General features: G+C 71.5%; 22 protein-coding genes. 9 read left to right on the top strand and 13 right to left on the bottom strand.

From position 1 onward, the window contains the following. The first annotated feature begins 137 nt into the window (after positions 1 to 137). From KJK29_RS21460 to KJK29_RS21440, 5 genes are all read left to right on the top strand, one after another. The gene (locus tag KJK29_RS21460; protein WP_215124389.1) at positions 138 to 1,676 is read left to right on the top strand and encodes a subtype B tannase; all 1,539 of its coding nucleotides are present in this window, start codon (positions 138 to 140) and stop codon (positions 1,674 to 1,676) included. A gap of 215 nt (positions 1,677 to 1,891) precedes the next feature. Then, entirely contained in the window at positions 1,892 to 3,097 is a 1,206-nt protein-coding gene (locus KJK29_RS21455) for a flavin-containing monooxygenase (RefSeq protein ID WP_215120769.1), read from the top strand. Between the two features lie 117 nt (positions 3,098 to 3,214). Further along, positions 3,215 to 5,443 carry an acetate--CoA ligase family protein gene (locus KJK29_RS21450; protein ID WP_215120768.1) on the top strand — a complete coding sequence of 743 codons (2,229 nt, stop codon included), beginning with the start codon at positions 3,215 to 3,217 and terminating at the stop codon, positions 5,441 to 5,443. Beyond that, a complete protein-coding gene (locus KJK29_RS21445; RefSeq protein ID WP_215120767.1) occupies positions 5,443 to 6,228 on the top strand; it encodes an enoyl-CoA hydratase/isomerase family protein in 786 nt (261 codons plus the stop codon). Before KJK29_RS21450 ends, KJK29_RS21445 begins: the two co-directional genes overlap by 1 nt. A gap of 42 nt (positions 6,229 to 6,270) precedes the next feature. Next, positions 6,271 to 6,876 (top strand): flavin reductase family protein, encoded by a 606-nt coding sequence (locus KJK29_RS21440; protein WP_251057886.1) that lies wholly within the window; start codon positions 6,271 to 6,273, stop codon positions 6,874 to 6,876. Here KJK29_RS21440 and KJK29_RS21435 read toward each other — a convergent pair. The 3 genes from KJK29_RS21435 to KJK29_RS21425 all read right to left on the bottom strand — a co-directional run bounded on the left by KJK29_RS21435 (position 6,873) and on the right by KJK29_RS21425 (position 10,009). Next, on the bottom strand, positions 6,873 to 8,003 hold the full coding sequence (locus tag KJK29_RS21435) for a methyltransferase (protein ID WP_215120766.1): 1,131 nt from the start codon (positions 8,001 to 8,003) through the stop codon (positions 6,873 to 6,875). The two genes, KJK29_RS21440 and KJK29_RS21435, sit on opposite strands and share 4 nt — an antisense overlap. A gap of 613 nt (positions 8,004 to 8,616) precedes the next feature. Further along, positions 8,617 to 9,465: a helix-turn-helix domain-containing protein gene (locus tag KJK29_RS21430; RefSeq protein WP_215120765.1), complete on the bottom strand. Its 849-nt coding sequence runs from the start codon at positions 9,463 to 9,465 to the stop codon at positions 8,617 to 8,619. A 19-nt stretch (positions 9,466 to 9,484) separates the two neighbouring features. Then, a complete protein-coding gene (locus KJK29_RS21425; protein ID WP_215120764.1) occupies positions 9,485 to 10,009 on the bottom strand; it encodes a DUF6879 family protein in 525 nt (174 codons plus the stop codon). A 387-nt stretch (positions 10,010 to 10,396) separates the two neighbouring features. On the opposite strand from KJK29_RS21425, the gene KJK29_RS21420 reads away from it, so the two are divergent. Together KJK29_RS21420 and KJK29_RS21415 are read left to right on the top strand one after the other, a co-directional pair. After that, positions 10,397 to 10,612, top strand: a complete 216-nt coding sequence (locus KJK29_RS21420; RefSeq protein ID WP_215120763.1) for a hypothetical protein — start codon at positions 10,397 to 10,399, stop codon at positions 10,610 to 10,612. Further along, a complete protein-coding gene (locus tag KJK29_RS21415) occupies positions 10,609 to 10,902 on the top strand; it encodes a hypothetical protein (RefSeq protein WP_215120762.1) in 294 nt (97 codons plus the stop codon). The genes KJK29_RS21420 and KJK29_RS21415 overlap by 4 nt, the downstream gene beginning before the upstream one ends. Here KJK29_RS21415 and KJK29_RS21410 read toward each other — a convergent pair. The 3 genes from KJK29_RS21410 to KJK29_RS21400 form a co-directional block, all read right to left on the bottom strand. Beyond that, positions 10,880 to 12,025: an RNA polymerase sigma factor gene (locus tag KJK29_RS21410; RefSeq protein ID WP_215124387.1), complete on the bottom strand. Its 1,146-nt coding sequence runs from the start codon at positions 12,023 to 12,025 to the stop codon at positions 10,880 to 10,882. The two genes, KJK29_RS21415 and KJK29_RS21410, sit on opposite strands and share 23 nt — an antisense overlap. Then, entirely contained in the window at positions 12,025 to 12,444 is a 420-nt protein-coding gene (locus KJK29_RS21405; protein WP_215124386.1) for a YciI family protein, read from the bottom strand. The genes KJK29_RS21410 and KJK29_RS21405 overlap by 1 nt, the downstream gene beginning before the upstream one ends. 103 nt (positions 12,445 to 12,547) lie before the next feature. Next, positions 12,548 to 13,873 (bottom strand): MFS transporter, encoded by a 1,326-nt coding sequence (locus KJK29_RS21400; protein ID WP_370869152.1) that lies wholly within the window; start codon positions 13,871 to 13,873, stop codon positions 12,548 to 12,550. 38 nt (positions 13,874 to 13,911) lie between these two features. Between KJK29_RS21400 and KJK29_RS21395 the strand changes: the two genes are divergently transcribed. Further along, complete coding sequence (locus tag KJK29_RS21395; RefSeq protein ID WP_215120760.1) at positions 13,912 to 14,937, top strand: GlxA family transcriptional regulator; 1,026 nt, start codon at positions 13,912 to 13,914, stop codon at positions 14,935 to 14,937. Here the strand turns inward: KJK29_RS21395 and KJK29_RS21390 are convergent. From KJK29_RS21390 to KJK29_RS21380, 3 genes are all read right to left on the bottom strand, one after another. After that, positions 14,927 to 15,976, bottom strand: coding sequence for a Zn-dependent alcohol dehydrogenase (locus KJK29_RS21390; protein ID WP_215120759.1), 1,050 nt, complete (start codon positions 15,974 to 15,976; stop codon positions 14,927 to 14,929). The genes KJK29_RS21395 and KJK29_RS21390 overlap by 11 nt on opposite strands. Further along, positions 15,976 to 17,124 carry an acyl-CoA dehydrogenase family protein gene (locus KJK29_RS21385; RefSeq protein WP_215120758.1) on the bottom strand — a complete coding sequence of 383 codons (1,149 nt, stop codon included), beginning with the start codon at positions 17,122 to 17,124 and terminating at the stop codon, positions 15,976 to 15,978. The genes KJK29_RS21390 and KJK29_RS21385 overlap by 1 nt, the downstream gene beginning before the upstream one ends. 117 nt (positions 17,125 to 17,241) lie before the next feature. Continuing rightward, positions 17,242 to 18,153, bottom strand: coding sequence for an SDR family oxidoreductase (locus KJK29_RS21380; RefSeq protein WP_215120757.1), 912 nt, complete (start codon positions 18,151 to 18,153; stop codon positions 17,242 to 17,244). A 104-nt stretch (positions 18,154 to 18,257) separates the two neighbouring features. On the opposite strand from KJK29_RS21380, the gene KJK29_RS21375 reads away from it, so the two are divergent. Further along, positions 18,258 to 19,184, top strand: a complete 927-nt coding sequence (locus KJK29_RS21375; RefSeq protein WP_215120756.1) for a cyclase family protein — start codon at positions 18,258 to 18,260, stop codon at positions 19,182 to 19,184. Between the two features lie 506 nt (positions 19,185 to 19,690). Here the strand turns inward: KJK29_RS21375 and KJK29_RS21370 are convergent. The 4 genes from KJK29_RS21370 to KJK29_RS21355 all read right to left on the bottom strand — a co-directional run bounded on the left by KJK29_RS21370 (position 19,691) and on the right by KJK29_RS21355 (position 23,831). Beyond that, positions 19,691 to 20,170, bottom strand: coding sequence for an ATP-binding protein (locus KJK29_RS21370; RefSeq protein ID WP_215120755.1), 480 nt, complete (start codon positions 20,168 to 20,170; stop codon positions 19,691 to 19,693). A gap of 443 nt (positions 20,171 to 20,613) precedes the next feature. Further along, complete coding sequence (locus KJK29_RS21365; RefSeq protein ID WP_215124385.1) at positions 20,614 to 21,492, bottom strand: acyl-CoA dehydrogenase family protein; 879 nt, start codon at positions 21,490 to 21,492, stop codon at positions 20,614 to 20,616. A 2-nt stretch (positions 21,493 to 21,494) separates the two neighbouring features. After that, entirely contained in the window at positions 21,495 to 22,628 is a 1,134-nt protein-coding gene (locus KJK29_RS21360; RefSeq protein ID WP_215120754.1) for an acyl-CoA dehydrogenase, read from the bottom strand. Next, positions 22,629 to 23,831, bottom strand: coding sequence for an amidohydrolase family protein (locus KJK29_RS21355; protein ID WP_215120753.1), 1,203 nt, complete (start codon positions 23,829 to 23,831; stop codon positions 22,629 to 22,631). Positions 23,832 to 23,849: the final 18 nt, after the last annotated feature.

Here is a 23,849-nt window from a genome sequence, read left to right as displayed (position 1 = left end):
ATGTGTTCACAATGAGTCCGACAGAATTGTTGGCAATTTTGTCGGCGACTGGCTACGTTCGCTGGCACAAGCCAGCAACGAGTCCACGGAGGGGCGTCAAGGTGAAGCACAGGGCAGTCAGGCGCAGGAGCGTCGTGTTGGGGATCGGGGCGACGGCCGGTGCCGCCGCTGTCGGCGGTATCGCCCTGAACGCACAGGCGTCGAGCGGGCCGGCGCCCGCCTCCGGGGGCCTGGTCTTCGACACCGACGGCTACACGGAGCAGACGACCACGATCACCGACGCGAACGGCGACGACCACGAGGTGATCTACCGCTTCTGGAAGGCCGTCACCTACGTCGCGAAGCCGGTCGACGAGAAGTACCAGAGCCTGAACGTCAGCGCGCCCGTGAAGATCGACGGCACGTCCGTGGACGCGAGCGGCGCACCGATCCTCTTCGCCAACTCCGTCGGCGGCTACATGCCCTCGTCCGTCGCCGACGCCACCGGCGTGGGCGCGGGCGGCACGGGCGGCCCGCCCGGGGGCGGGGGCGGCACCGGCAAGATGGTCAGCCTGCCGAAGCTGGCGCTGGCCGCCGGGTATGTCGTGGTCGAGCCGGGCGCCCGCGGCCGGACCCTGAAGAACTCCGCGGGCGAGTACTACGGCACCGCCCCGGCCGCCATCGTCGACCTGAAGGCCGCCGTCCGCTACGTCCGCGCCAACAAGGGCCGCATCCCGGGCGACACCGACCGGATCGTCTCCTCCGGCACCAGCGCGGGCGGCGCCCTGTCCTCGCTGCTCGGCGCCTCCGGCGACAGCCCCCTGTACGAGAAGTACCTGAGGGAACTCGGCGCGGCCGACGCCTCCGACGCCATTTTCGCCACCGGCGCCTGGTGCCCGATCACCGACCTGGAGCACGCCGACGGCGCCTACGAGTGGAACTGGGGCACCAACGTCGTCCAGGGCACGGGCGACCTCGCCGACCGGACGGTGTCGAAGGAACTGCTCGCGCAGTTCGCCGAGTACCAGGCCTCCCTCAAGCTGCGCGGCCTCGGCGGCTTCGGCACGCTCACCGCCCGCAACTACGACACGTACCTGCTCAAGCAGTACATGGAGCCCTCGGCCACCGCCTATCTCAAGGCCCTGTCGGACGCCGACCGCGCCGCCTATCTGGCCGACAACACCTTCATCACCTGGAAGAACGGCAAGGCCGGCTTCAGCTGGGCCGACTTCCTCACCCATGTCGGCGCCCGCAAGAAGAACGCCCCGTCCTTCGACGCCTTCGACCTGTCCACCGGCGAGAACAACCTCTTCGGCACGGGCACGACCGGGACCCGCCACTTCACGGCGTACGGCCTGAAGCACGACACCACCGGCAACACCGGCACGCGGCTCGACGGCGACATCCCAGCGAAGCTGCGGCTGATGAACCCGATGCCCTTCCTCACCGGGGACCTGCCCGGGGGCAAATCCGGGGGCAAGCCCAACGCCCACCGCAGCAGGCACTGGTGGATCCGCCTCGGCACCAAGGACTCCGACACCTCGCACACGATCTCCGCCAACCTCGCCGCCGCCGCGGCCGCGCTGGGCGACGACGTCAGCCACCTCTACTACTGGGACCAGGGGCACGGCGCGAACACCGACCCGGGCGACTTCATCGAGTGGATCGCGAAGGTGACCGGCCACCGGGCCAGGTAACCCCCGGCCCCTCAGGACCGCGGCCTCCGGTACTCCCGTCTGTCCGTACCGGAGGCCGCACCCCGCCCCGCCGTCAACAACGATCACGGGGCCGCCACAACCAGGCGCGCTACGCCACGAGCCCCACCCCCTCCTCCTACAGCCGTGATCAATCCGCAACCAATTCCGGTCTTGACCGAGACCCATCAAGCGGGCCCGTGATTACGCTCCCGCTCATGGCCGACTCCACGCCCTCCCCACACTCCTCCGCGCACCCCACACCGGACCGCCCCGTCTACGTCATCGGCGGCGGCCCCGGCGGACTCGCCGCCGCGTACGCGCTGCGCGCCCGGGGCGTACGGGCCGTCGTCCTGGAGAAGTCCGACCGCGTCGGGGCGTCCTGGCGGCGCCACTACGACCGGCTGCACCTGCACACCACCCGCGGCCTGTCGGCCCTGCCCGGGCTGCCGATGCCGCGCCGGTTCGGGCGGTGGGTGTCCCGGGACGACGTGGTGCGGTACCTGGAGAAGTACGCCGAGCACCACCGCCTGGAGATCGTCACCGGCGTCGAGGTGTCCCGGATCGAGCGCACGCCCGACGGCACGGGCTGGCTGTTGCACGCCACCGGGGGCAGGGAACTGACCGGCTCGGCGGTCGTGATCGCGACCGGCTACAACCACACCCCGCGCCTGCCGGACTGGCCCGGCCGCGACACCTTCACCGGCGAGTTCCTGCACGCCGGGGAGTACCGCGACGGCACGCCCTACGCCGGCCGGGACGTCCTCGTCGTCGGCATCGGGAACACCGGCGCCGAGATCGCCGTGGACCTGGTGGAGAGCGGCGCCTCCCGGGTCCGGCTGGCCGTACGCACCGTCCCGCACATCGTGCGCCGCTCGACGGCCGGCTGGGCCGCCCAGTACAGCGGCGTGCTCGTACGCCGTCTGCCGACCGGCCTCGTCGACCGGATCAGCCGGGTGCAGGCCAAGGTGGCGATCCCCGACCTGTCGGCGCACGGGCTGCCGCGCCCCGACACCGGCCTGTACACCCGGGTGAAGCAGGGCGCGATCCCGGTGCAGGACGTCGGCCTGATCGACGCCGTCCGCAAGGGCAAGGTCGAGATCGTGGCCGCCGTGGAGTCCTTCGAGGGCGACGGCAAGATCGTGCTGGCCGACGACACCCGGCTCTCACCGGACGCGGTGATAGCCGCCACCGGGTACGTCCGCGCCCTGGAGGGCCTGGTCGGCCACCTCGACGTCCTCGACGCCCGCGGCAAACCCGTCGTCCACGGCGCCCGCACCCCACAAAACGCCCCCGGCCTGTACTTCACCGGCTTCACCAACCCGATCAGCGGCAATCTGCGCGAACTGGCGCTGGACGCCGTGAAGATCGCGAAGGCCCTGGCCCGGGACGCCTCGGGGACGGTGTCCCGGCTGCCGGGCTGAGCGCCCGCCCGATGACGGGTGAACTTCGTCCGCTCACAGCCGTTCCTGACGTCGTGTCAGTTCAGTAACCTGACAGAGCGTCAGTTAGCGGCTGTCTCACAGGAGCGGGCGGAAACGATGCTTGGATCGACCCACGGCACCCTCACCACCGACTCCCGCCGGGCCCGGGCCATCGCCTGTGGCGAACGGCCCGGGCCTGCCGTGCACGGCAGGCCGGCCCAGGAGGGCGACCTCGACGTCAGCGGGCGTCCACTGCACGCCGACGTACCCGATCTCGACCACTTCTTCCGGCCCCGGTCCGTCGCCGTGATCGGCGCCTCGGACGCCGAGGGACGCCCCCACACCGGCGTGACGCGCCAACTGGCCGACTGGGCCGACCGCGTCGGGGCCCGGCTGTACCCGGTGCATCCGAGCCGCCCGTCCGTCTTCGGCCTGCCCTGCTCCCCCTCCGTGGCCGACCTGCCCGAGCAGGTCGACCTGGCGGTGGTCCTCGTCGGCGACCCCCTGCCCGTGCTGGAGGAACTGGCGGAGGCCAAGGCACGGTTCGCGGTCGTCTTCGCCTCCGGCTTCGCGGAGACCGGCCCCGAGGGCGAGGCCGCCCAGCGGCGACTCGCGGCAGCCGTCGAACGCTCCGGGCTGCGACTGCTGGGCCCCAACACCAACCTCAACGCCTTCGAGCACTTCCGCGAGGACCTCGACGGCCCCGCGATCGCCCTGATCACCCAGTCCGGCCACCAGGGCCGCCCCGTCTTCGCCCTCCAGGAACTCGGCATCCGCCTCTCCCACTGGGCGCCCACCGGCAACGAGGCCGACCTGGAGACCGCGGACTTCCTCTCCTACTTCGCCGAGCAGCCCGGGATCGGCGCCATCGCCTGCTACCTGGAAGGCCTCAAGGACGGCCGCTCCTTCCTCCTGGCCGCCGACCGGGCCGCCCGGCGCGGAGTCCCGGTCGTCGCCGTCAAGGTGGGCCGCACCGAGACCGGCGCCCGCACGGCCGCCTCCCACACCGGCAAACTGACCGGCGCGGACACGGTGGTGGACGCGGCGCTGCGCCAGTTCGGCGTGATCCGCGTAGACGGCCTGGACGAACTCCAGGACACAGCGGCCCTGTTGGCCCGGGCCCCCCGCCCGCCGCGCTCGGACGGCGTGGCCGTCTACTCCATCTCGGGCGGCACGGGCGCCCACGTCGCGGACCTGGCGACCGAGGCGGGCCTGCGGCTGCCGCCGCTCTCCGAGGCCAAGCAGACCGAACTGCACCAGTGGATCCCCGAGTACCTGAACGTCGCCAACCCGGTCGACAACGGCGGTCACCCGGTCGGGGACCAGCGCGGCCGGAAGATCATCGACGCGCTCCTCGCCGACCCCGAGATCGGCGTCCTGATCTGCCCGATCACCGGCCCCTTCCCACCCCTCAGCGACCGCCTCGTACGGGACCTGGTCGACGCGGCGGAACACACGGACAAGCTGGTGTGCGTCGTCTGGGGATCACCTGTCGGCACGGAACCGGCCTACCGCGAGGTCCTGCTCGGCTCCTCCCGCGTGGCCACCTTCCGCACGGTCGGCAACTGCCTCACCGCCGTCCGCGCCTACCTCGCCCACCACCGTTTCACGACGGCCTACCGCTCCCCCTTCGACGAGGCCCCGCGCACCCCCTCACCGTCCTACCGCAAGGCCCAGGCGCTGATGCACCCCGGCGAGCAGCTCAGCGAGCACGCGGCCAAGCAACTGCTGCGCGCCTACGGCATCCGCGTACCGCGGGAACAGTTGGTGACCAGCGCGGCAGCCGCTGTCCGGGCCGCGGGTCTGGTCGGCTACCCGGTGGTGATGAAGGCCTCCGGCGCCCGCATCGCCCACAAGACGGAACTGGGCCTGGTGAAGATCGGCCTGACCTCCGCGAGCCAGGTCCGCGACGCCTACCGGGAGCTGACCGACATCGCCCGCTACGAGGATGTCTCCCTGGACGGCGTACTGGTCTGCCAGATGGTCGAGCAGGGCGTCGAGATGGTCGTAGGAGTCACCCACGACGACCTGTTCGGCCCGACGGTGACGGTAGGCCTCGGCGGGGTCCTGGTCGAGGTCCTGCGCGACACCGCCGTGGCCGTCCCGCCCTTCGGCGAGGAACAGGCCCGGGACATGCTCGCCGGCCTGCGCGGCCGGGCCCTGCTCGACGGGGTCCGGGGCCGCCCGCCGGCCGACCTCGACGCCTTGGTCGAGGTCGTCCTGCGCGTCCAGCGCATGGCCCTGGAACTCGGCGACCAGCTGGCCGAGTTGGACATCAACCCCCTGATGGTGCTGCCGCAGGGGCAGGGCGCGGTGGCACTGGACGCGCTGGCGGTGTGCCGCTGATGCCGACGGTCCTGCACGAGACAGCCGACCAGGTCCTCACCCTCACCCTGAACCGCCCCGAGGCACTGAACGCCCTCACCCCGGACCAGCGGGAGGAGATCATCCACCTCCTCTCGAGGGCGTCCGCGACACCCGACATCCGAGCGGTCGTCATCACAGGAACGGGCCGGGGTTTCTGCGCGGGCGCGGACCTCCGAGGCGCCGCCACCACAGCCGAACGCACCGCCGGCGATGTCGCCCGCACCCTCCGCACCGGCGCCCAGCGCCTGATCGCCGCCGTCCTGGACTGCGAGAAACCGGTGATCGCGTCGGTCAACGGCACGGCGGCAGGCCTAGGAGCCCATCTGGCACTCGCCTGCGACCTCGTACTGGCGGCGGAGTCGGCGAAGTTCATCGAGGTCTTCGTCCGCCGAGGCCTGATCCCAGACGGCGGCGGCGCCTACCTCCTCCCCCGCCTCATCGGCCCCCAGCGGGCAAAGGAGCTGATGTTCTTCGGCGACGCGCTCACAGCGACACAAGCGGAGCACTTAGGCCTGATAAACCGGGTCATTCCGGACACAGACTTGTCCCACACAACCCAATCCTGGGCCGAACGCCTCGCCACCGCCCCGACCCGAGCCCTCGCCCTGACCAAGCAGCTCGTCAACGCGTCCCTGGACACCGACCGGGCCACCGCCTTCGCCGCCGAGGCCGCCGCACAGGAGATCAACATGACGACGGCGGACGCGCGGGAGGGGATACGGAGCTTCGCGGAACGACGGAAGGCGACATACGAGGGCCGCTGACCCTTCCAATCTGACGAACTGTCAGCTTCAATCGTGAACGTGATGGGACAAGCAGGAATGGCGGAAGCGGCCGTCCGCTACCTCAGGTCGACGGCCCGCACCCCGGCCCCACGCCCCGTGGAACCGCTGCCCCGCCCGGAGCTGCGCTGCGTGGGCGAGGACGAGCGCGCTCCCCTGGACCGGCAGGAGTTCCGCCGCGTCCTCGGCCACTTCGCGACGGGCGTGACGATAGTGACAGCACCCCCCGCCGCCGGCTTCGCATGCCAGTCCTTCAGCTCCCTCTCCCTCGACCCACCGCTCGTGGCCTTCATGGTCGGCCGCACGTCGACGACCTGGCCGCGCATCGCCCGCGCGGGCGTCTTCTGCGTCAACGTCCTGGCCGCCGACCAGGCCGAGTTGTGCCGCTCCTTCGCGGTGAGCGGCGCGGACAAATTCGCAGGCGTGGCCTACGACGCGGCCCCCGTCTCCGGCTCCCCCCGCCTCTCCGGCACGGTCGCCTGGATCGACTGCACGATCCACACCGTCCACACCGGCGGCGACCACCTGATCGTGGTGGGCCGGGTGAACGCCCTGGGCACGGGCACGGACGCTCCGGCCGAACCACTGCTGTTCCACCGAGGGCGCTTCGGGCGGTTGACGGAGGGCTAGGCGACGGGGAGGGCCAGCCGCCACAGCGAGGTGACCTCGGCGGCCCGTACGGCGTGCAGCGGATCGTCCGTATCCCGCGCACGGGCGTGCTGCGGCCGGGCATCCAACCGTCCGACGACCCGCAACCCAGCGTCCCCTACGACGGTCATCAACTGCTCCCGGCTGCGCAGCCCGAGCCGCTCCGCGAGGTCGGACAGCACGAGCCACCCCTCACCGCCGGGTTCCAGCCGCTCGGCGAGCCCGCCCAGGAAGCCCTGCAGCATCCCACCACCCGCGTCATACACACCGAGATCGAGATCGGAGGCGGGCCGGCCGGGAATCCAGGGCGGATTGCACACGACCAGGTCGGCACGCCCCGGGGGATACAGCTCGGCCCCACTCTCCACCCGTACGGCCCCCGAGAGCCCCAGCCGCCCCACGTTGTCCCGCGCACACGCCCGGGCCCGCGCACTGACGTCGGTGGCCACGACCTGCCCGACACCCCGCCGGGCCAGGAGGGCGGCGAGCACGCCGGTCCCGGTACCCAGGTCGAACGCGACACGCACGTCACGACCCCCTCGCGGCAACGGAGCCTGCGCGACGAGATCGACGTACTCACTCCGGGTGGGCGCGAACACCCCGTAGTGCGGGTGGATCCGCGCTTCCAGCGCCGGGACGTGGACACCTTTCTCCCGCCACTGCCGGGCACTGACGACACCCAGCAGTTCGGAGAGAGCGACAGCCAAGGGCCCGTCGAAGTCCCCGTAGGCCTCGGCGGCGGCCCGGCGCACATCGGGAGCCCGACGGAGGTCCAGTCCGTGTTCCGCGTCCAGCAGAACCAGCAACTTGCCGAGCACGCGCGCACGGTGGGCACGAAACCGCCGCTGCAACCGGAAGGTCTCTGCCGCCGTGTCCACCGCCCCGGGCGCGGTACGCCCGACACGACGGTCCAGGGCACTCAGCAACTGCCGCGCGTTGTGAAAGTCCCCGCGCCACAACAACGCGGTGCCCTCGCAGGCCAGCCGGTAGGCGACAGCGGCCCGCATCCGGTCGTCCGCGACGACGACCGTGCGGGGCAGGGGCAGTCCGGACTCAGAATGCCAGCGGGCGGAACGGGGGTGAGTCTCGATCCAGTGGATCGTGGACACGGCGTACTCCTCGGAAGATCGGGCGTGAACGAGCGTGCTGGGTCACTACGTCCAGGTCTCCGAGGACCATGCCGAGTGTCATCAACGAACCTTTCGCAGCAGGTGTGTCGAGTGTGCCGGATTCTCAGCCGGTCAGGGCACGAACGACCCCATCGACCAGCGTCGCCACGGCCTCCGGGGCCTCCCGGGCCTCCCGGGCCTCCCGGGCCTCCCGGGCCTCCCGGGCCTCCCGGGCCTCCGAGGATCATCCACCAACGAGCTCACCGCCCCTCCGGCCCCTCCTCCCAACACCCACCCACCGATCGATCGCCGCTGAACCCACCCGGCGTCCATGCGAGACGCGCCCGCGCCCGCCGACGCCCCCAGCCAACCCACGGGCCAAAGCCCGCACACAGGCCTGCTTGGCCACCCGCCTCCCCGGGCCGCCCGCTCGCTTCTCCCCCGTGCTGGAACGGCCTGGGTCAAGGGTGGCCCGCAGGGCCATCGCCGAAGGCGACGCGCAGCGCCCTTGATGCGGGCCGTGGAAGCACGACACTGCAAAGAAGCGGGCGGCCCCGACAGTTACGCGCCTTCGAGCAGCCCCCACGTAGGTGGGCCCGACGGCTGACTCCCATCAGCCCAAGGAGTCAAGCGCCCTGGTAATGCGGGCCCTTGCATGTGAGCCGTGCACGGCGGTGCGGGACAGTCCGGCGAACGCCTTGAGGTACGTGAGGATCTCGCCGGGGGCCGTGATGTTGACCTCGGCTGTCAGCGTCTCCACTGCCACTTGGGCGTCGTCGAAGGCGTAGAAGGCTTCCAGTGGCCACACAGTGCGTCGGGCCGTGAAGGGGATGATTCCGAGGGACACGTTGGGTCGGGACATGATCTCCAACAGATGCCTCAGCTGCCGCGCCATCGCCGCGTCGTCGCAGACTCGGTAGTAGAGAACGGCCTCTTCCAGGAGTAGGGCGAAGCGGTGATCGCCCTCATGAACGACTCGGGAGCGGTTCAGGCGGGCCCGCACGGCGTCGTCGACGTCGTCAGGGGTGCCTTGGAAGTGTGTGATGGACTGCAGGAGCCCCGTCGCGTAGTCGGCGGTCTGGAGCATGCCGGGAACCAGGTTCGAGGCGTAGACGCGGAAATTGCGCGTGCGCTGGTACAGCGGGACGGTCTTCTCATGGACGTGCCGCATGCCGTCGCGGTGGATCTGCCGCCACTGGACGTACATGGACTCCGCGGTGCGGGATGCGGCGATCAGATCGGCCGCCTGTTCCTCCGCGCCACAGGCCCGGCACCACGCCCGTATGTCCTCATCGGACGGGGCGGTCTTGGCGCGCGCGATGCGGGACGCCTTCGACTTGTGCCAGCCGCACCGCGTCGCCAGTTCAAGCCCACTGAGCCCGGCGTCCCTCCTCATGTCGTCCAGGCGCGTGGCAAGGGCGGCGCGGGCGGCCTGGGCGGTGGACAGCGGGGACGTGGACATGAACTGGCGTACCGGCTTCTCAGATGGCGTACTTCTCGTGCGGGACGGCCCGCTCCCAGACGGCGTCGAACGCGGTGGAGCACAGGCGGGCAACCGCCGGCTGGTCGGTCTCGTCGGTGTGCGCCCAACGCCCGTCACCGTCAAAGACGTTGAACTGCACGACGCGGCCGTCGAAGAGCCAGAAGTCGTTCCCCGGCAGGGTGAGGTCGGAAGCCTGCCGCCTCGGGAGCCAGCGGATCTCCTCGCCTGCGGCGACGTTGGTGAACGTGAACGAGTGCTCGTACCGGATGTACTCGCTGTGCGGCTCACCTACGATCCTCGCGCGGCGCATCACGACACCCTTGGCGGTGACCTCCTGGACGAGGTCGAGCCAGGGACGCCACCACGACTCGCGGTCGTCCGGGTCGAGCCGGTGACCTCGCTTCCACGCCGCGAAGCCCTCATCCTCGTTGGAGATCGCGTACGTGTCCCGCATCTCCAGGTGCACGGCGGAGTGCTCCACGGACCGGATCAAGTCCGCAAAGCTACTGAGGCTTTGCGCCATCGAGTGCCTCCCTCACGAGCGGGATCATCCGCTGCGGCAGCCGGATCACGCCCTCATGGTCCGGGAGCGGGCTGTCCTGGACGGTCCGGGACATGGTCTCCGCATCGGCCTTCACACCCTGGATGACGAGATCCCGCGTCTCCTCATCCACCCACACGGCCGGGCAGCCGTGATCTCCGGACTCCGGATCTTTGCCGACGAACCGTAGGCGCATTGCCTCTCCCTGTGTCGAGCCGGTTGCCGCTGGTCGCGGAGTGAGCCTCACCTGGGCGGAAGAGGCGGTCAAGGGCGAACGTACCCGTCGTGCAACCGCGTGCAACTTCATGGACCGGCTCAACTCCCGCTTCCTACGGTCGTATCTGGAGTCACACGAGTCGGGGAGACACGATGGCAGCCACGCGCCACAGAACCACCCAGGAACCGCCCATCGAGCTGCCGATCGGCCTGAACGCCTGGCTTCTCGACTGTGCTCCGGTCCAGGACTGCACGACGTGCCAGACCGAATGGCGACGTCTGAACGCGGCCAGCCGGCTCGGCGACATCGCCCAGGCCGCCCGGCACGCCACAGCGGTCAGGGATCACGCCGGGGGCGCGCACTCGTGACGATGGACATGCAGGCCTACCGGGACGGTCGTAGCAAGGCAACCGAGGCGGCGGAGGCCGTCCGGGAAGCCCTGGCAGGCCTCGGCTTCCCCGAGAGCGTCTGGGGCAGCGTTCGCCCGATGGTCACCCACAGCGGCAAGCCGTACGTGCACCTGGGCATGGTGCGTGCGGACGTGGCCGAGAAGATCGCCGAGGCCATGCGCACTTCAAGCTCTGCGAAGCTGCCTCTTGAGCCGCCCGACGCCGGCACAGCTCACGCCCACCCCCTCATCGCCCCCGCCCCGCATTGAGCCGCGCCGCCTGCCGCGTCAGATGGTCGCGTTCGGCGAGGTTGGGGGCCAGTCGGGCCGCCTCGGCGTACAGGCGGGCCGCCGTCGCCAAGTCGCCGTCGCGTTCGTGGAGGTACGCCGCCACCGCGGTGTGGCGGGGAAGCGACGAGTCGACCGCCGCGAGGGCGGCCAGGCCGGCGCGCGGGCCGTCCGCCTCCCCCACGGCGACCGCGCGGTTGAGGCGGACGACCGGGCTGTCGGTCAGGCGGGCGAGTTCGTCGTACCACTCGACGATCTGCACCCAGTCGGTCTCCCCGGCGGTGGGCGCGTCGGCGTGGAGGGCGGCGATGGCGGCCTGGGCCTGGAACTCGCCCAGTCGGTCGCGGGCGAGTGCCGTCTGGAGGATCACGACGCCCTCGGCGATCGACGCGGTGTCCCACCGGCCCCGGTCCTGCTCGGCGAGCGGCACGAGGCTGCCGTCGGACGCGGTGCGGGCGGCGCGCCGGGCGTGGTGGAGGAGCATGAGGGCGAGCAGCCCGGCCACCTCGGGGTGGTCGATCGCGGCGGCGAGCTGCCGGGTGAGCCGGATGGCCTCGGCGGCGAGGTCGACGTCGCCGGAGTAGCCCTCATTGAAGACGAGGTAGAGGACGCGGAGGACGGTGGCGACGTCCCCGGGCCGGTCGAACCGCACCCTGGAGACCGTGCGCTTGGCCCGGCTGATGCGCTGCGCCATGGTCGCCTCGGGTACGAGGTAGGCCTCGGCGATCTGCCGGGTGGTGAGGCCGCCGACGGCGCGCAGGGTGAGCGCGACCGCCGATGCCGGGGTCAGCGAGGGGTGGGCGCACAGGAAGTAGAGCTGGAGCGTGTCGTCCGACGAGGACGACGGCCCGGGCGCCGGTTCCTCCTCGACGCGGTCCTCTCGCCGGCGGCGGGCGAGGTCCGACCGGGTCGCGTCGAGGAACTTGCGCCAGGCCACCGTGACCAGCCAGCCCTTGGCATCGCGCGGCGGGTCGGCCGGCCAGACCCGGAGCGCCTCGACGAGGGCGTCCTGGACGGCGTCCTCGGCCGCCGCGAAGTCGGCTCCGCGGCGGACGAGGACGGTGAGCACGCTCGGCGTGAGGCTCCTGAGCAGGGCCTCGTCCATCAGGGGTGGCACTCGTCCGTGGTGGTGGGCGACGCGGCCAGGAACGGGCGCACCTCCAGCCACTCGTGGATCGGCTTACCGCCCGCGCCGGGGGCGGCGGACAGCTCCCCGGCCAGTTCGACGGCGCGCTCGTGGCTGTCGACGTCGATGATCATCCAGCCGGCGATGAGGTCCTTGGTCTCGGCGAACGGTCCGTCGGTGACCGGCGGGCGCCCCTCACCGTCGTAGCGGACCCATGATCCCTCGGGGGCGAGCGCCTGACCGTCGACGTACTCGCCGGTCTTCTCCAGCCGCTCCGCGAAGTCCCGCATGTACTGGATGTGGGCCGAGATCTCCTCCGGCGTCCAACGGTCCATGGGCACGTCGTTGACTGCGGCCGGGGCCCCGCGGTAGTGCTTCAGCAGCAGGTACTTCGCCATGATGGTCTCCTCGGTGCTCGTGCGGCCCATTGTGGTCGCGTTCACACCGGGGACGGAGCGGGACGCGGGTTCTCGACATCACCGTCCGACTTCATTTTCCGGATCACCCGTCCGACGTCTTCTTCCGGATCACCAACGCCATCAGCGCCGCCACCGCGCACAGCGCCCCCGACGCGTACCAGACCACGTCGTACGACCCGAACGTGTCGCGGGCGACCCCGCCGAGGAAGGCGACCAGGGCGGCGCCCACCTGGTGGGAGGCGAGGACCCAGCCGAAGACGATCGCGCTGTCCTCGCCGTACTGCTCGCGGCACAGGGCGAGGGTGGGCGGGACGGTGGCGACCCAGTCGAGGCCGTAGAAGACGATGAAGAAGATCATCGGCGGGTGGACCGAGGGCGCCAGCAGCAGCGGGAGGAAGAGCAGCGAGACGCCGCGCAGGGCGTAGTAGACCGCGAGCAGGCGGCGCGAGTCGAAGCGGTCGGTGAACCAGCCGGAGGCGATCGTGCCGACGACGTCGAAGATCCCGATGACCGCGAGCAGGGAGGCCGCGGCCGTGATGGGCATGCGGTGGTCGTGGGCGGCGGGCACGAAGTGGGTCTGGATCAGGCCGTTGGTGGAGGCGCCGCAGATCGCGAAGGTACCGGCGAGCAGCCAGAACGGGCCGGTGCGGGCGGCCGAGAACAGGACGGAGACGGCGCGGCGGGCGGCGCCCACCACCGGGGGCGGCTTCGGTACGAACTCCGCTGCTCCGTACGGCTTCTGGCCGATGTCGGCCGGGTGGTCGTGCAGCAGGAGCCACACGAACGGCACGACCGCGAGCGCGGCGAGGGCGACCGTCACGGCCGCCGGACGCCAGTCGTAGCGGTCGATGATCCAGGACAGCAAGGGCAGGAAGATCAGCTGGCCGGAGGCCGACGCGGCGGTGAGGATGCCGCTGACGAGGCCGCGCCGCTCGGTGAACCAGCGGTTGGTGACGGTCGCCGCGAACGCCAGCGCCATGGAGCCGGAGCCGAGGCCGACCAGCAGCCCCCAGCACAGCATCAGCTGCCAGGCCGCCGTCATCCACACGGTCAGGCCGGAACCGAGCGCGATCACCGTCAGGGCGACGGCGACCACCCGGCGGATGCCGAAGCGGTCCATCAGGGCCGCCGCGAAGGGGGCCGTCAGGCCGTACAGCGCGAGATTGACGGAGACCGCGGCGCCGATCGTGCCGCGCGACCAGTCGAACTCCTCGTGCAACGGGTCGATGAGCAGACCCGGTACGGAACGGAAGGCCGCGGCGCCGATGATCGTCACGAAGGTGACGGCGGCGACGAACCAGGCGCGGTGCACCCGCCTGCGGGTCGGTTTCGACGGCTGCTCCACGGCGGCCGGGGCTTCGCTTGTCTCGGTCACGTCATAGAGCTTCCGATCCAGGCCCGGACGCATCGAGTGGCCCGAAGGACAGCATTCGTTAGGATCGGGCCATGGCAGCGAGCGCAGCAGACTCCGGTTTCCGGCCCCACCGTGTCGTCGTCCTCGCCCTCGACGGGCTGCTCCCCTTCGAACTGGGCATCCCGCACCGCATCTTCGGCCGCCCCAAGGACACCGAGGGCCGGCATCTCTACGAGGTCGTGACCTGCTCGATCCGCCCGCCCGGCCCGGTGATGACGGACGCCGACTTCACCATCCACGTCGCCCACGGCCCGGAGGCCCTGGCCACCGCCGACACGGTGATCGTCCCGGCGTCGTACGAACTCGGCCCGGTCTACGAGGACGGCGTACTGACGGCCGAACTCGCCGCCGCCCTCGCCCATCTACGCCCCGGCACCCGGCTGGCCTCCATCTGCACCGGCGTCTACGTCCTCGCCGCCGCGGGCCGGCTCGACGGCCGCCCGGCCACCACCCACTGGTCCGACGCCGAACGCCTCCAGCGGCTCTTCCCCCGGATCGAGGTCGACCCGGACGTGCTGTTCATCGACGACGGCGATGTGCTGACCTCCGCGGGCGTCGCGGCCGGACTCGATCTGTGCCTGCACATGGTGCGCCGCGACCACGGCGCCGCCGTCGCCAACGACGTGGCCCGCCGTACGGTCGTACCGCCCCACCGCGACGGCGGGCAGGCGCAGTACATCGAGCGGCCGGTGCCCGATCCGCAGCAGGCGTCCACCACCGCCGCCCGCGCCTGGGCCCTGGGCCGTCTGCACGAGCCGATCCAGCTGCGTGACATGGCCGCCCAGGAGTCCATGTCGGTCCGCACCTTCACCCGCCGCTTCCGTGAGGAGACGGGTGTCAGCCCGGGCCAGTGGCTCACCCAGCAGCGGGTGGAGCGGGCGCGGCATCTGCTGGAGTCCACCGACCGCTCCGTCGACCAGGTGGCCCACGACGCCGGTTTCGGCACGGCCCAGTCGATGCGCCAGCACCTCCAGACGGCGCTCGGCGTCACCCCCACCGCCTACCGGCGGACCTTCCGGGCCGGGGAGGCCACACCCCGTGAAGACCTCAGAATGTGAGCACTCCCCGCGCCACCCGCCCCGCCTCCGCGTCCGCCGCCGCCCTCTCGAACTCCTCGACCGGATAGGTCCGGGTGACGAGTTCGTCGAGCAGCAGCCGGCCCTCGCGGTACAGGTCGGCGTACAGGGCGATGTCGCGCTGCGGGCGGGAGGAGCCGTAGCGGCAGCCCAGGACGGACTTGTCGAGGTACATCGACGAGACGCGGAAGGACGCCTCGGCCGAGGCCGGGGGCACGCCGAGGAGGATCGCCTGGCCGTGCCGGTCCAGCGCGTCGATCGCCTGGCGGATCAGCTCCACCCGGCCGACGCACTCGAAGGCGTGGTCCACGCCGGTGGGCAGGATGTCGCGCACGCCCTCGGTCGAGGTGAGGAAGTCCGTCGCGCCGAAGCGCCGCGCCACCTCCTCCTTCGCCGGGTTGGCGTCGACGGCGACGATCCGCAGGGCGCCCGCCAGCCGCGCCCCCTGCAGCACGTTCAGCCCGATCCCGCCCGTCCCGATCACCAGCACGCTGTCGCCCCGGTCCACCCGCGCCCGGTTCAGTACGGCACCCACCCCCGTCAGCACCCCGCACCCGATCAGCGCCGCCGACGCCAGGGGGATGTCCTCGGGGATGCGGACGGCCTGCACGGCCTTCACCACCGTGCGCTCCGCGAAGGCCGAGTTCGCCGCGAACTGGTACACCGGCAGGCCTTCATGGCTGAACGGCCGGCCCGGGCGCCCGATCGCGCCCCGGCACATCGTCGGCCGTCCCCGGTCGCACTCCGCGCACGTCCCGCAGTTGGCCAGCGTGGACAGGGCCACATGGTCACCGGGCGCGACATGGGTGACGCCCACACCCACCGACTCCACGACCCCGGCCCCTTCATGGCCCAGCACCACGGGAACGGGGAAGGGTATGGTCCCGTCCACCACCGACAGATCGCTGTGGCAGAGCCCGGCCGCCCGGATCGCGACCCGCACCTCACCCGGCCCCGGCTCCCGCACCTCCAGATCCGTCACGACCCGGACCTGCTTGCCGTCGAAGATCACGCCTCGCATCACACGGCTCCCTTGGGCTCCCTGGGCAGGCCGAGCACACGCTCGGCGATGATCGTGCGCTGGATCTGGTCCGAGCCGCCGTAGACGGTGTCGGCCCGGGAGAACAGGAACAGGTGCTGTGCCGCGTCCAGTTCGTACGGCGCCGAGGCCGACCAGTCGGCGGGACCCACCCCCGCCGCCGCACCCCGCACCAGCACCGCCAGCTCCCCGAGCCGCTGATGCCAGCCGGCCCACAGCAGCTTCGCCACACTCGGCGCCCCCGCGTCGCCCGAACCGCCCAGCGTGCGCAGGGAGTTCCAGCGCATGGCGCGCAGTTCGGCCCACTGCCGCACGAGCCGCTCCCGTACGACGGGATCCCGCACCGCCCCCGACTCCCGCGCCGCCCGTACGACGCCCTCCAACTCCTGGGCGAAACCGATCTGCTGGGCCAGCGTGGAGACCCCCCGCTCGAAACCGAGCAGGCTCATGGCGACCCGCCAGCCGTCGCCCTCACCCCCGACGACCTCCTCCGCGTGCGCGCCGTCGAAGAAGACCTCGTTGAAGTCGCTGGTGCCGGTGAGCTGCCGGATGGGACGGACCTCGATACGGCCCGGCTGGTCCATGGGAACGAGGAGAAAGCTCAGCCCGCGATGCCTCCGGGACCCGGCCTCGGTACGGGCCAGCACAAAACACCAGTCGGCCTCGTGCGCGAGCGACGTCCAGATCTTCTGCCCCGTGACGCGATACCCACGCCCGTCCGCCACCCGCACGGCCGCGGTACGGATCCCGGCCAGATCCGACCCGGCACCGGGCTCGCTGTACCCCTGGCACCACAGCTCATCACCGGCGGCGATCGGAGGCAGAAACCGGGCCTTCTGCTCCTCGCTGCCGTGCGCTATCAGCGTCGGCGCGAGCAGATTCTCCCCGATATGCCCGGACCGCGCCGGCGCCCCCGACCGCGCATACTCCTCGGCCCAGACAACCTGCCGGGTGAGCCCCACCCTCCGATTCCCGTACCCCTCCACCCCCCACCCGATCCCGATCCACCCGGCGGCACCGAGCGTCCGCTCCCAGGCGCGCCGGTCGCTCGCGCCCGTGGCATGCGCGGCAAGCCAGTCACGGACCTCGGCACGAAAGTCCTCGTCTTCACGCGTGAACCCAAAATCCACAATCGCCGCCTCGATATCGATCTGCGGTGGAGTGACGCCCTTCTTTAGGGGCGCGGGGAACTGCGCGAACAACCCCCACCGCCCCGCACCCGCCACACCACAGACAAGCCCACCCCCTCACGCGTTAGGCCGCTCCCCCTCCCGCGCCGCCCTCTCCATCCCCGCCACCCGCTCCAACAACGGCATCGGATCCACCCCCACCGACCCCGGCAAAAACTCCGCGATCTTCTCCACGGTCCACCCCCCAGCCGCAAACCCCGCCCGCAACTCCCTCGGCTGAGCCCACACCGCGATCTTCGCCCCGGCGACCGTGTACACCTGCCCGGTGATCCCCTGCCGAGAGGCCTCGTCGGACAGCAGATACACCACCAACGCGGCGACATCCTCCGGCTCCCCGATCTCCGCCAACTCCATCGGCACCCCCGCAGACATCCGCGTCCGCGCCACCGGCGCCACCGCGTTCGCGGTCACCCCGTACTTGTGCAGCCCCAGCGCCGCGCTCCGCACCAGCGAGATGATCCCGCCCTTCGCCGCGCTGTAGTTGGCCTGCGAGACGGACCCCTGGTGATTCCCGCTCGTGAACCCGATCAACGTCCCGGCCCGCTGCTTCCGCATCACCGCGGAGGCCGCCCGGAACACCGTGAACGTGCCCTTCAGATGGGTCGCGACGACCGGGTCCCACTCCTCCTCGGTCATGTTGAACAGCATCCGCTCGCGCAGGATCCCGGCCACGCAGACGACCCCGTCGAGCCGCCCGTACGACGACAGCGCCACGTCGACGACCCGCTGCCCGCCCGCCATGGTGGAGATGTCGTCGGCGACGGCCACCGCCTCCCCGCCCGCCGCCTCGATCTCCTTGACCACGCCCTCGGCGATCTCGCTGGTCGGCGAGGCGCCGTCGACGGAGACGCCGTAGTCGTTGACGACGACCTTCGCCCCCTCGGCCGCCGCCGCGAGCGCGACCGCCCGGCCGATGCCCCGCCCGGCGCCGGTGACGGCGACGACCTTCCCTGCCAAGAAGTTCCCCACGCCCGGCCCCTTCCCGTCCCACGGTTTCTGACGGACCGTTAGATTTCAGGTTCTCGAATTCTACGACCCGTCAGATACAGGAAGACAAGCCCCGGGGAGGACTCATGTCGCTGCCGGACGCGTTCCACGACATCGCCAAGCGCGTGAACAACTGGGGCCGTTGGGGGGCCGACGACGAGCTCGGCACACTGAACCTGATCACCGACGAGGTCGTACGGGAGGCCGCGGCCACTGTCCGCACCGGCCGCCGCGTCCCGCTCGCGCTCCCCCTCGAACAGAACGGCGTCCAGACGGGGATGATCCCGGGCCGTATCGACCCACTGCACGTCATGGTGCAGATCAACCAGGAGCTGTTCGGCCCGGGCACGGTCGCGTGCAGCGACGACGTCGTGACGATGGGGCTGCAGGCGGCCACCCACTGGGACGCGCTGCCCCACGTCTCGCACTCGGGCCGGATCTACAACGGCCGCCCGGCCGGCTCCGTCACGGCGCACGGCGGCGCCGGGTTCAGTGGCATCGGCACGGTCCGGCACCTCGTCTCGCGCGGGGTCCTGCTCGACGTCGCCCGGGCCCGGGGCACGGACCGGCTGGACGGCGGGTACGCCGTCACTCCCGAGGATCTGGACGCCGCCGAGGAGCTGGCCGGGACGCGCGTAGGGGCCGGCGACATCGTGCTCGTACGGACCGGGCAGGTCCAGGTCTGTCTGGCCGGGGACCGGCACGCCTACGCCTATCCGTCACCGGGGCTGTCGATCCGGACGCCGGAGTGGTTCCACGCGCGCGATGTCGCGGCCGTCGCCAACGACACCCTGACCTTCGAGGTGTTCCCGCCCGAGGTGGACGGCCTGTGGCTGCCGGTGCACGCGCTCCACCTCGTGGAGATGGGGATGCCGCAGGGCCAGAACTGGAATCTCGAAAAGTTGTCCACAGCCTGTGGAGAAGCGGGGCGCTATGTCTTCCTGCTGGCGGCGACGCCCGAGCCGTTCGCCGGGGCGACCGGGTCCCCGGTGGCGCCGGTCGCCATCCTCTAGGGCGTCGGCCGCCCGGGGCCGCCCAGCAGGATGGCGGCGCCGCGCTGCTCGCCCCGAGCACGGCAGCGCGCGCCGCCACCCCACTCCGGCGCTCCCGCCCCGGCTCCCCTGGCCCTGAAGGGAGCCGACGCCGAATCACGACTCACACTCGCCGAGGGCTGCCGTCACCGAAGCCCTCGCCGTCCCCTCACGGCGAATCGCTGCCCACCAGCGTGAGCACATGGTCACGACGCGTCAACACCCGGTTCGGTGATTTGCCGGATATGCGGTGTGTACCGTGGGTGCGCACGGAAGCACGTCCGGCGCATCGCCGCATGCCCCGCCGGAAACGGCCGGCCCGCCGTGCCCCCATGCCCCGGCTTCGCCGCAAGACCCCGCGGCATGTGCCGCCGTCCACAACGCCTCGCGCTCCACACGCCCGGCGGGCGGGGACACACAGGCGGGGGGGCAGGCAGAGACGGGCGGGAGGCAGGCATCAAACGGGCACACCGAAAGTCCGGGCGGCCCTACACCGCCTCGTACGCCAGCCCCTCGAAGGACGTCCCGCCGCCGTACGCCGCCGCGCCCCCTCCGCACGACGCCGTCACCTCACCGGACTTCGAACACCGGTCCAGTTCGCACCAGATGCGCTTGCCGGTGCTCTCGACGCTCCAGCCCCAACGGTCGGCGAGGCCGTCGACGAGGGCGAGGCCCCGGCCGCCGGTCGCGTCGTCGTCAGCGCACCGCGGTACGGGGGCCCGGCCGCTGCGGTCGGCGACCTCGAGGCGGACCGTGGACTCGTCCGTCACCGCGTGCGGCAGCGACAGCAGCAGCACCGCGGGACAGCCGGTGTGCACCACGGCGTTGGTGACGAGTTCGGAGACGAGCAGGATCAGTGTCTCGGCGAGCGGTTCGTCGGCCTGTATGCCGGACCCGGCCAGGCGCGAGCGGGCCCACCGCCTGGCACGCCCCACCTCTGCGGGGTCGGGCCGGATCTCCAGCTGCACTTGAAGCACCTGCACCGCTCACACCATCCGAACCGGCGGACACTTAGGCTCGCGCCTCACGAGGGCCACGATCGTAGCCATTTTCTGCATGGCCAGAACAACGGCCGGGACAAGGATCACGGAACGTGAATCCCTTGTGGGACAGCATGGTTGACGTACAGTCACCCCAACAAGCGCTTCGGGCATATTCCAGCGCGAAGGAGTACCCCTGCGGGATACTGTGCGACGCTCACCGCGGGGAGTCGAACAGGCCGCGCCCCTGGGTCGCACTGCGCTCTGAGCCACTCGCATCTCACACAAGGTACCGGAGCGGACAGCCGACTCCGGGCTGTTACGAGTCACGCATCGGATACGACCCGATATCAACTCTCCGTAATTCCGGCATGCCACAATCCGCGACATCTCTGTGGGCATCGTCGGCAATGTCGCAGCCAGAGGGCCTGTCAGGGCGTTCCGGCGACCAGATCGGCGGCGAGGAGTTCCTCACTCTCCGTGATTCCACCCGCACGTTGGGTTCGAACCCATGCGCGTTTCAGGTGCAGATGGACCTCGGACTCCCAGGTGAAGCCCATGCCGCCGTGCACCTGGAGACAGTCGCGGGCGCCGTGTACGGCGGCCTCGTCGGCGAGCAGCCGGGCGGCGGCGATGTCGGCCGGGTCGGCGGTGACGGCGGCCGCGTACACCGCGACGCGGGCCGTCTCCGCCCGGACCAGCATCCCCGCGCACAGGTGTGCCACCGCCTGGAAGGCCCCTATGGGCCGTCCGAACTGTTCGCGGGCCCGGGCGTGTTGCGCCGCCAGTTCGCAGACGCGTACGGCCGTGCCGAGCTGCTCCGCGGCGGTGAGGAGGACGGCGACGGGGTCCGGGGCCGCCGCGGCCCCGGGCACGCGGTGCAGGGGCGTCAGCGGGTCGAGGGAGCGCAGCGGCACGGCTCCGGCGGTGTCGCCGCGTACGACGTCCGCTTCCGTCAGCCACTCCGCGAGGCCGCCGTCGACGGCCGTCACGACGGTCTCCCCCTCGGCGGCGCCGGGCACGGCACCGGCCGCGAGGTGGGTGGCGGCCAGCGGCCCGGGCAGCAGCGCCCGCCCCGCCTCCTCGAACACCAACACCGCCTCGGGCAGCCCCAGTCCGACCCCGCCGTCCGCCTCCGGCAGCCGCAGCGCGAAGAACCCGGCGTCGCCCAGGGCCCGCCACAGCGCCCGGTCCAGCCGCACCGGGTCCCGCACGGCGGCCCGCAGCGCCTCCGCGTCGAAGCGCCGGGCGAGCAGCTGCCGCACCCCGTCGCGCAACGCCCGCTGGTCGTCCGTCAACCGGAAACGCACGGTCACCGTCCCTTCGGCAGGCCGAGGATCCGCTCGGCGACGATGCTGTGCTGGATCTGGGAGGTACCGGCCGCGATGGTGTACGAGAGGGAAGAGAGGCGGTCGAGGGTCCAGGGGCGGTCCAGGTCGAGGCGGTCGGGGCCGAGGACGTCCGCGGCGGCGTCGTAGAGCTCCTGGCGGGCGTGCGAGTACCGCAGCTTGAAGACCGAGCCTCCGGCGCCGGGCACCCCGCCCGAGGCCTCCGCCGCGCTCACGTTCCACTGTGTGAGCCGCCACAGCGCCCGGAACTCGGCGTTGAGCCTGCCCAGTCGGCGCCGCAGCGCCGGGTCGTCCCAGCGGCCGTTCTCGCGGGCCTGGAGGGCCAGTTCGGTGAGGACGCGGCGGCAGGCGACGACCTCGCCCGCGAAGGCCGTACCGCGTTCGAACGACAGGGTCACCATCGTCACGCGCCAGCCGTCGTTCTCGTCCCCGACGCGGTTCGCGAGCGGCACGCGCACCTCGTCGAGGAAGACCTCCGCGAACTCTGCCGACCCGGCGAGCGTGCGCAGCGGTCGTACGGTGATGCCGGGCGTGTCCATGGGCAGGGCGAGCCAGGTGATGCCCCGGTGCTTGGGCGCCGAGGGGTCCGTGCGGACCAACAGCTCGCACCAGTCGGCGACTTCCGCGTGGGAGGTCCAGATCTTGGAGCCGGTCACCACGTAGTGGTCGCCGTCGCGCCACGCGCGCGTGCGCAGGGCCGCGAGGTCGGAGCCGGCCTCCGGTTCGCTGAAGCCCTGGCACCAGACCTCCTCGCCGCGCAGGATCGGCGGCAGCCAGCGCGCCCGCTGCCCGTCCGTGCCCTCGGCGGCGATGGTCGGGCCGGCGTGCAGCAGCCCCACGAAGTTGGCGCCCACATAGGGCGCGCCGGCCTTCTCGGTCTCCTCCAGGAAGATGAGCCGGGTGGTCGGGGAGGCGTCCCAGTGGACGTCGGCGTATCCGGCGTCGTGGAGCCTGCGCTGCCAGCCGAGGTCGTAGGCGCGGCGGGCGGGCCAGTCGTCGGGAGACGGCTTGGGCGGCAGCGTGGGCAGCGCCGTGCCGAGCCACTCCCGCAGGCGGGCCCGGAAGTCCTCCTCATCCGGGGTGTACGTGAGGTCCATCTACTTGTCGAGATCCAGGTCGAGCATGCGGATCGCGTTGCCGCGCATCAGCTTGTAGACCGTCTCGTCGTCGAGGCCCTTGACGTGGTCGAGGGCGACTTCCTTGGTGTGCGGGAAGGTCGAGTCGACGTGCGGGTAGTCGGTCTCGAAGGTGGCGTTGTCGCGGCCTACGACGTCGAGCGAGGCGACCCCGTGCTTGTCGCGGAAGAAGCAGCAGTAGATCTGCCGGTAGTAGTACGTGGACGGCGGCTCGGGGATCGTGTCGCGGACGCCGCCCCAGGCGCGGTGCTCCTCCCAGACGTCGTCGGCGCGTTCCAGGGCGTAGGGGATCCAGCCCATCTGGCCCTCGGAATAGGCGAGTTTGAGGCGCGGGTACCGCACCAGGACCCCGCTGAAGAGGAAGTCCATCATCGAGGCCATCGCGTTGTTGAAGCTGAGCGAGGCCTGGACGGCGGGCGGGGCGTCGGGGGAGGCGGCGGGCATCTGGGACGAGGACCCGATGTGCATGTTCACGACGGTCCCGGTCTCCTGGCAGACCGCGAAGAACGGGTCCCAGTAGCCGGAGTGGATGGACGGCAGCCCGAGATGGGTGGGAATCTCGGAGAAGGTCACCGCCCGCACTCCGCGCGCGGCGTTGCGCCGGATCTCCGCGACGGCCAGTTCGACGTCCCACAGCGGGATCAGGCAGAGCGGGATGAGCCGCCCACCGCTGTCCCCGCACCACTCCTCGACCATCCAGTCGTTGTAGGCGCGCACACAGGCCAGGGCGACCTCCTTGTCGTGCGCCTCGGCGAAGGTCTGGCCGCAGAAGCGCGGGAAGGACGGGAAGCAGAGGGACGCCTCGACATGGTTGAGGTCCATGTCCTCCAGGCGGGCCTTCGGGTCCCAGCAGCCGCGCCGCATCTCCTCCCTGGTGATGCCCTCCAGGGTCATCTCGTCGCGGTCGAAGCCGACGGCGGCGATGTTGCGCTTGTACGGGAACTTCAGGTCCTCGTAGATCCACCAGTCGGTGGGCGGGCCGTCCGGGTCCATGGTGATGCGGTACTTGCCCGCGATGTAGGCGAGTTCACCGATGCCCGCGGTCAGGGGCCGGGGGCCGCGATCGCGGTACTTGGCCGGCAGCCACGTCTCGAAGAGGTGGGCGGGCTCGATCACGTGGTCGTCGACGCTGATGATGCGGGGCAGTTCGGTCGCGCGCTCCATGGGTCCCCTCCGCCGGAC

It is taken from the genome of Streptomyces koelreuteriae (assembly GCF_018604545.1).
Classification (GTDB): Bacteria; Actinomycetota; Actinomycetes; order Streptomycetales; family Streptomycetaceae; genus Streptomyces; species Streptomyces koelreuteriae.
The sequence above is the reverse complement of the archived record's forward strand: the minus strand, read 5'-3'. Positions and strand labels throughout refer to the sequence as shown.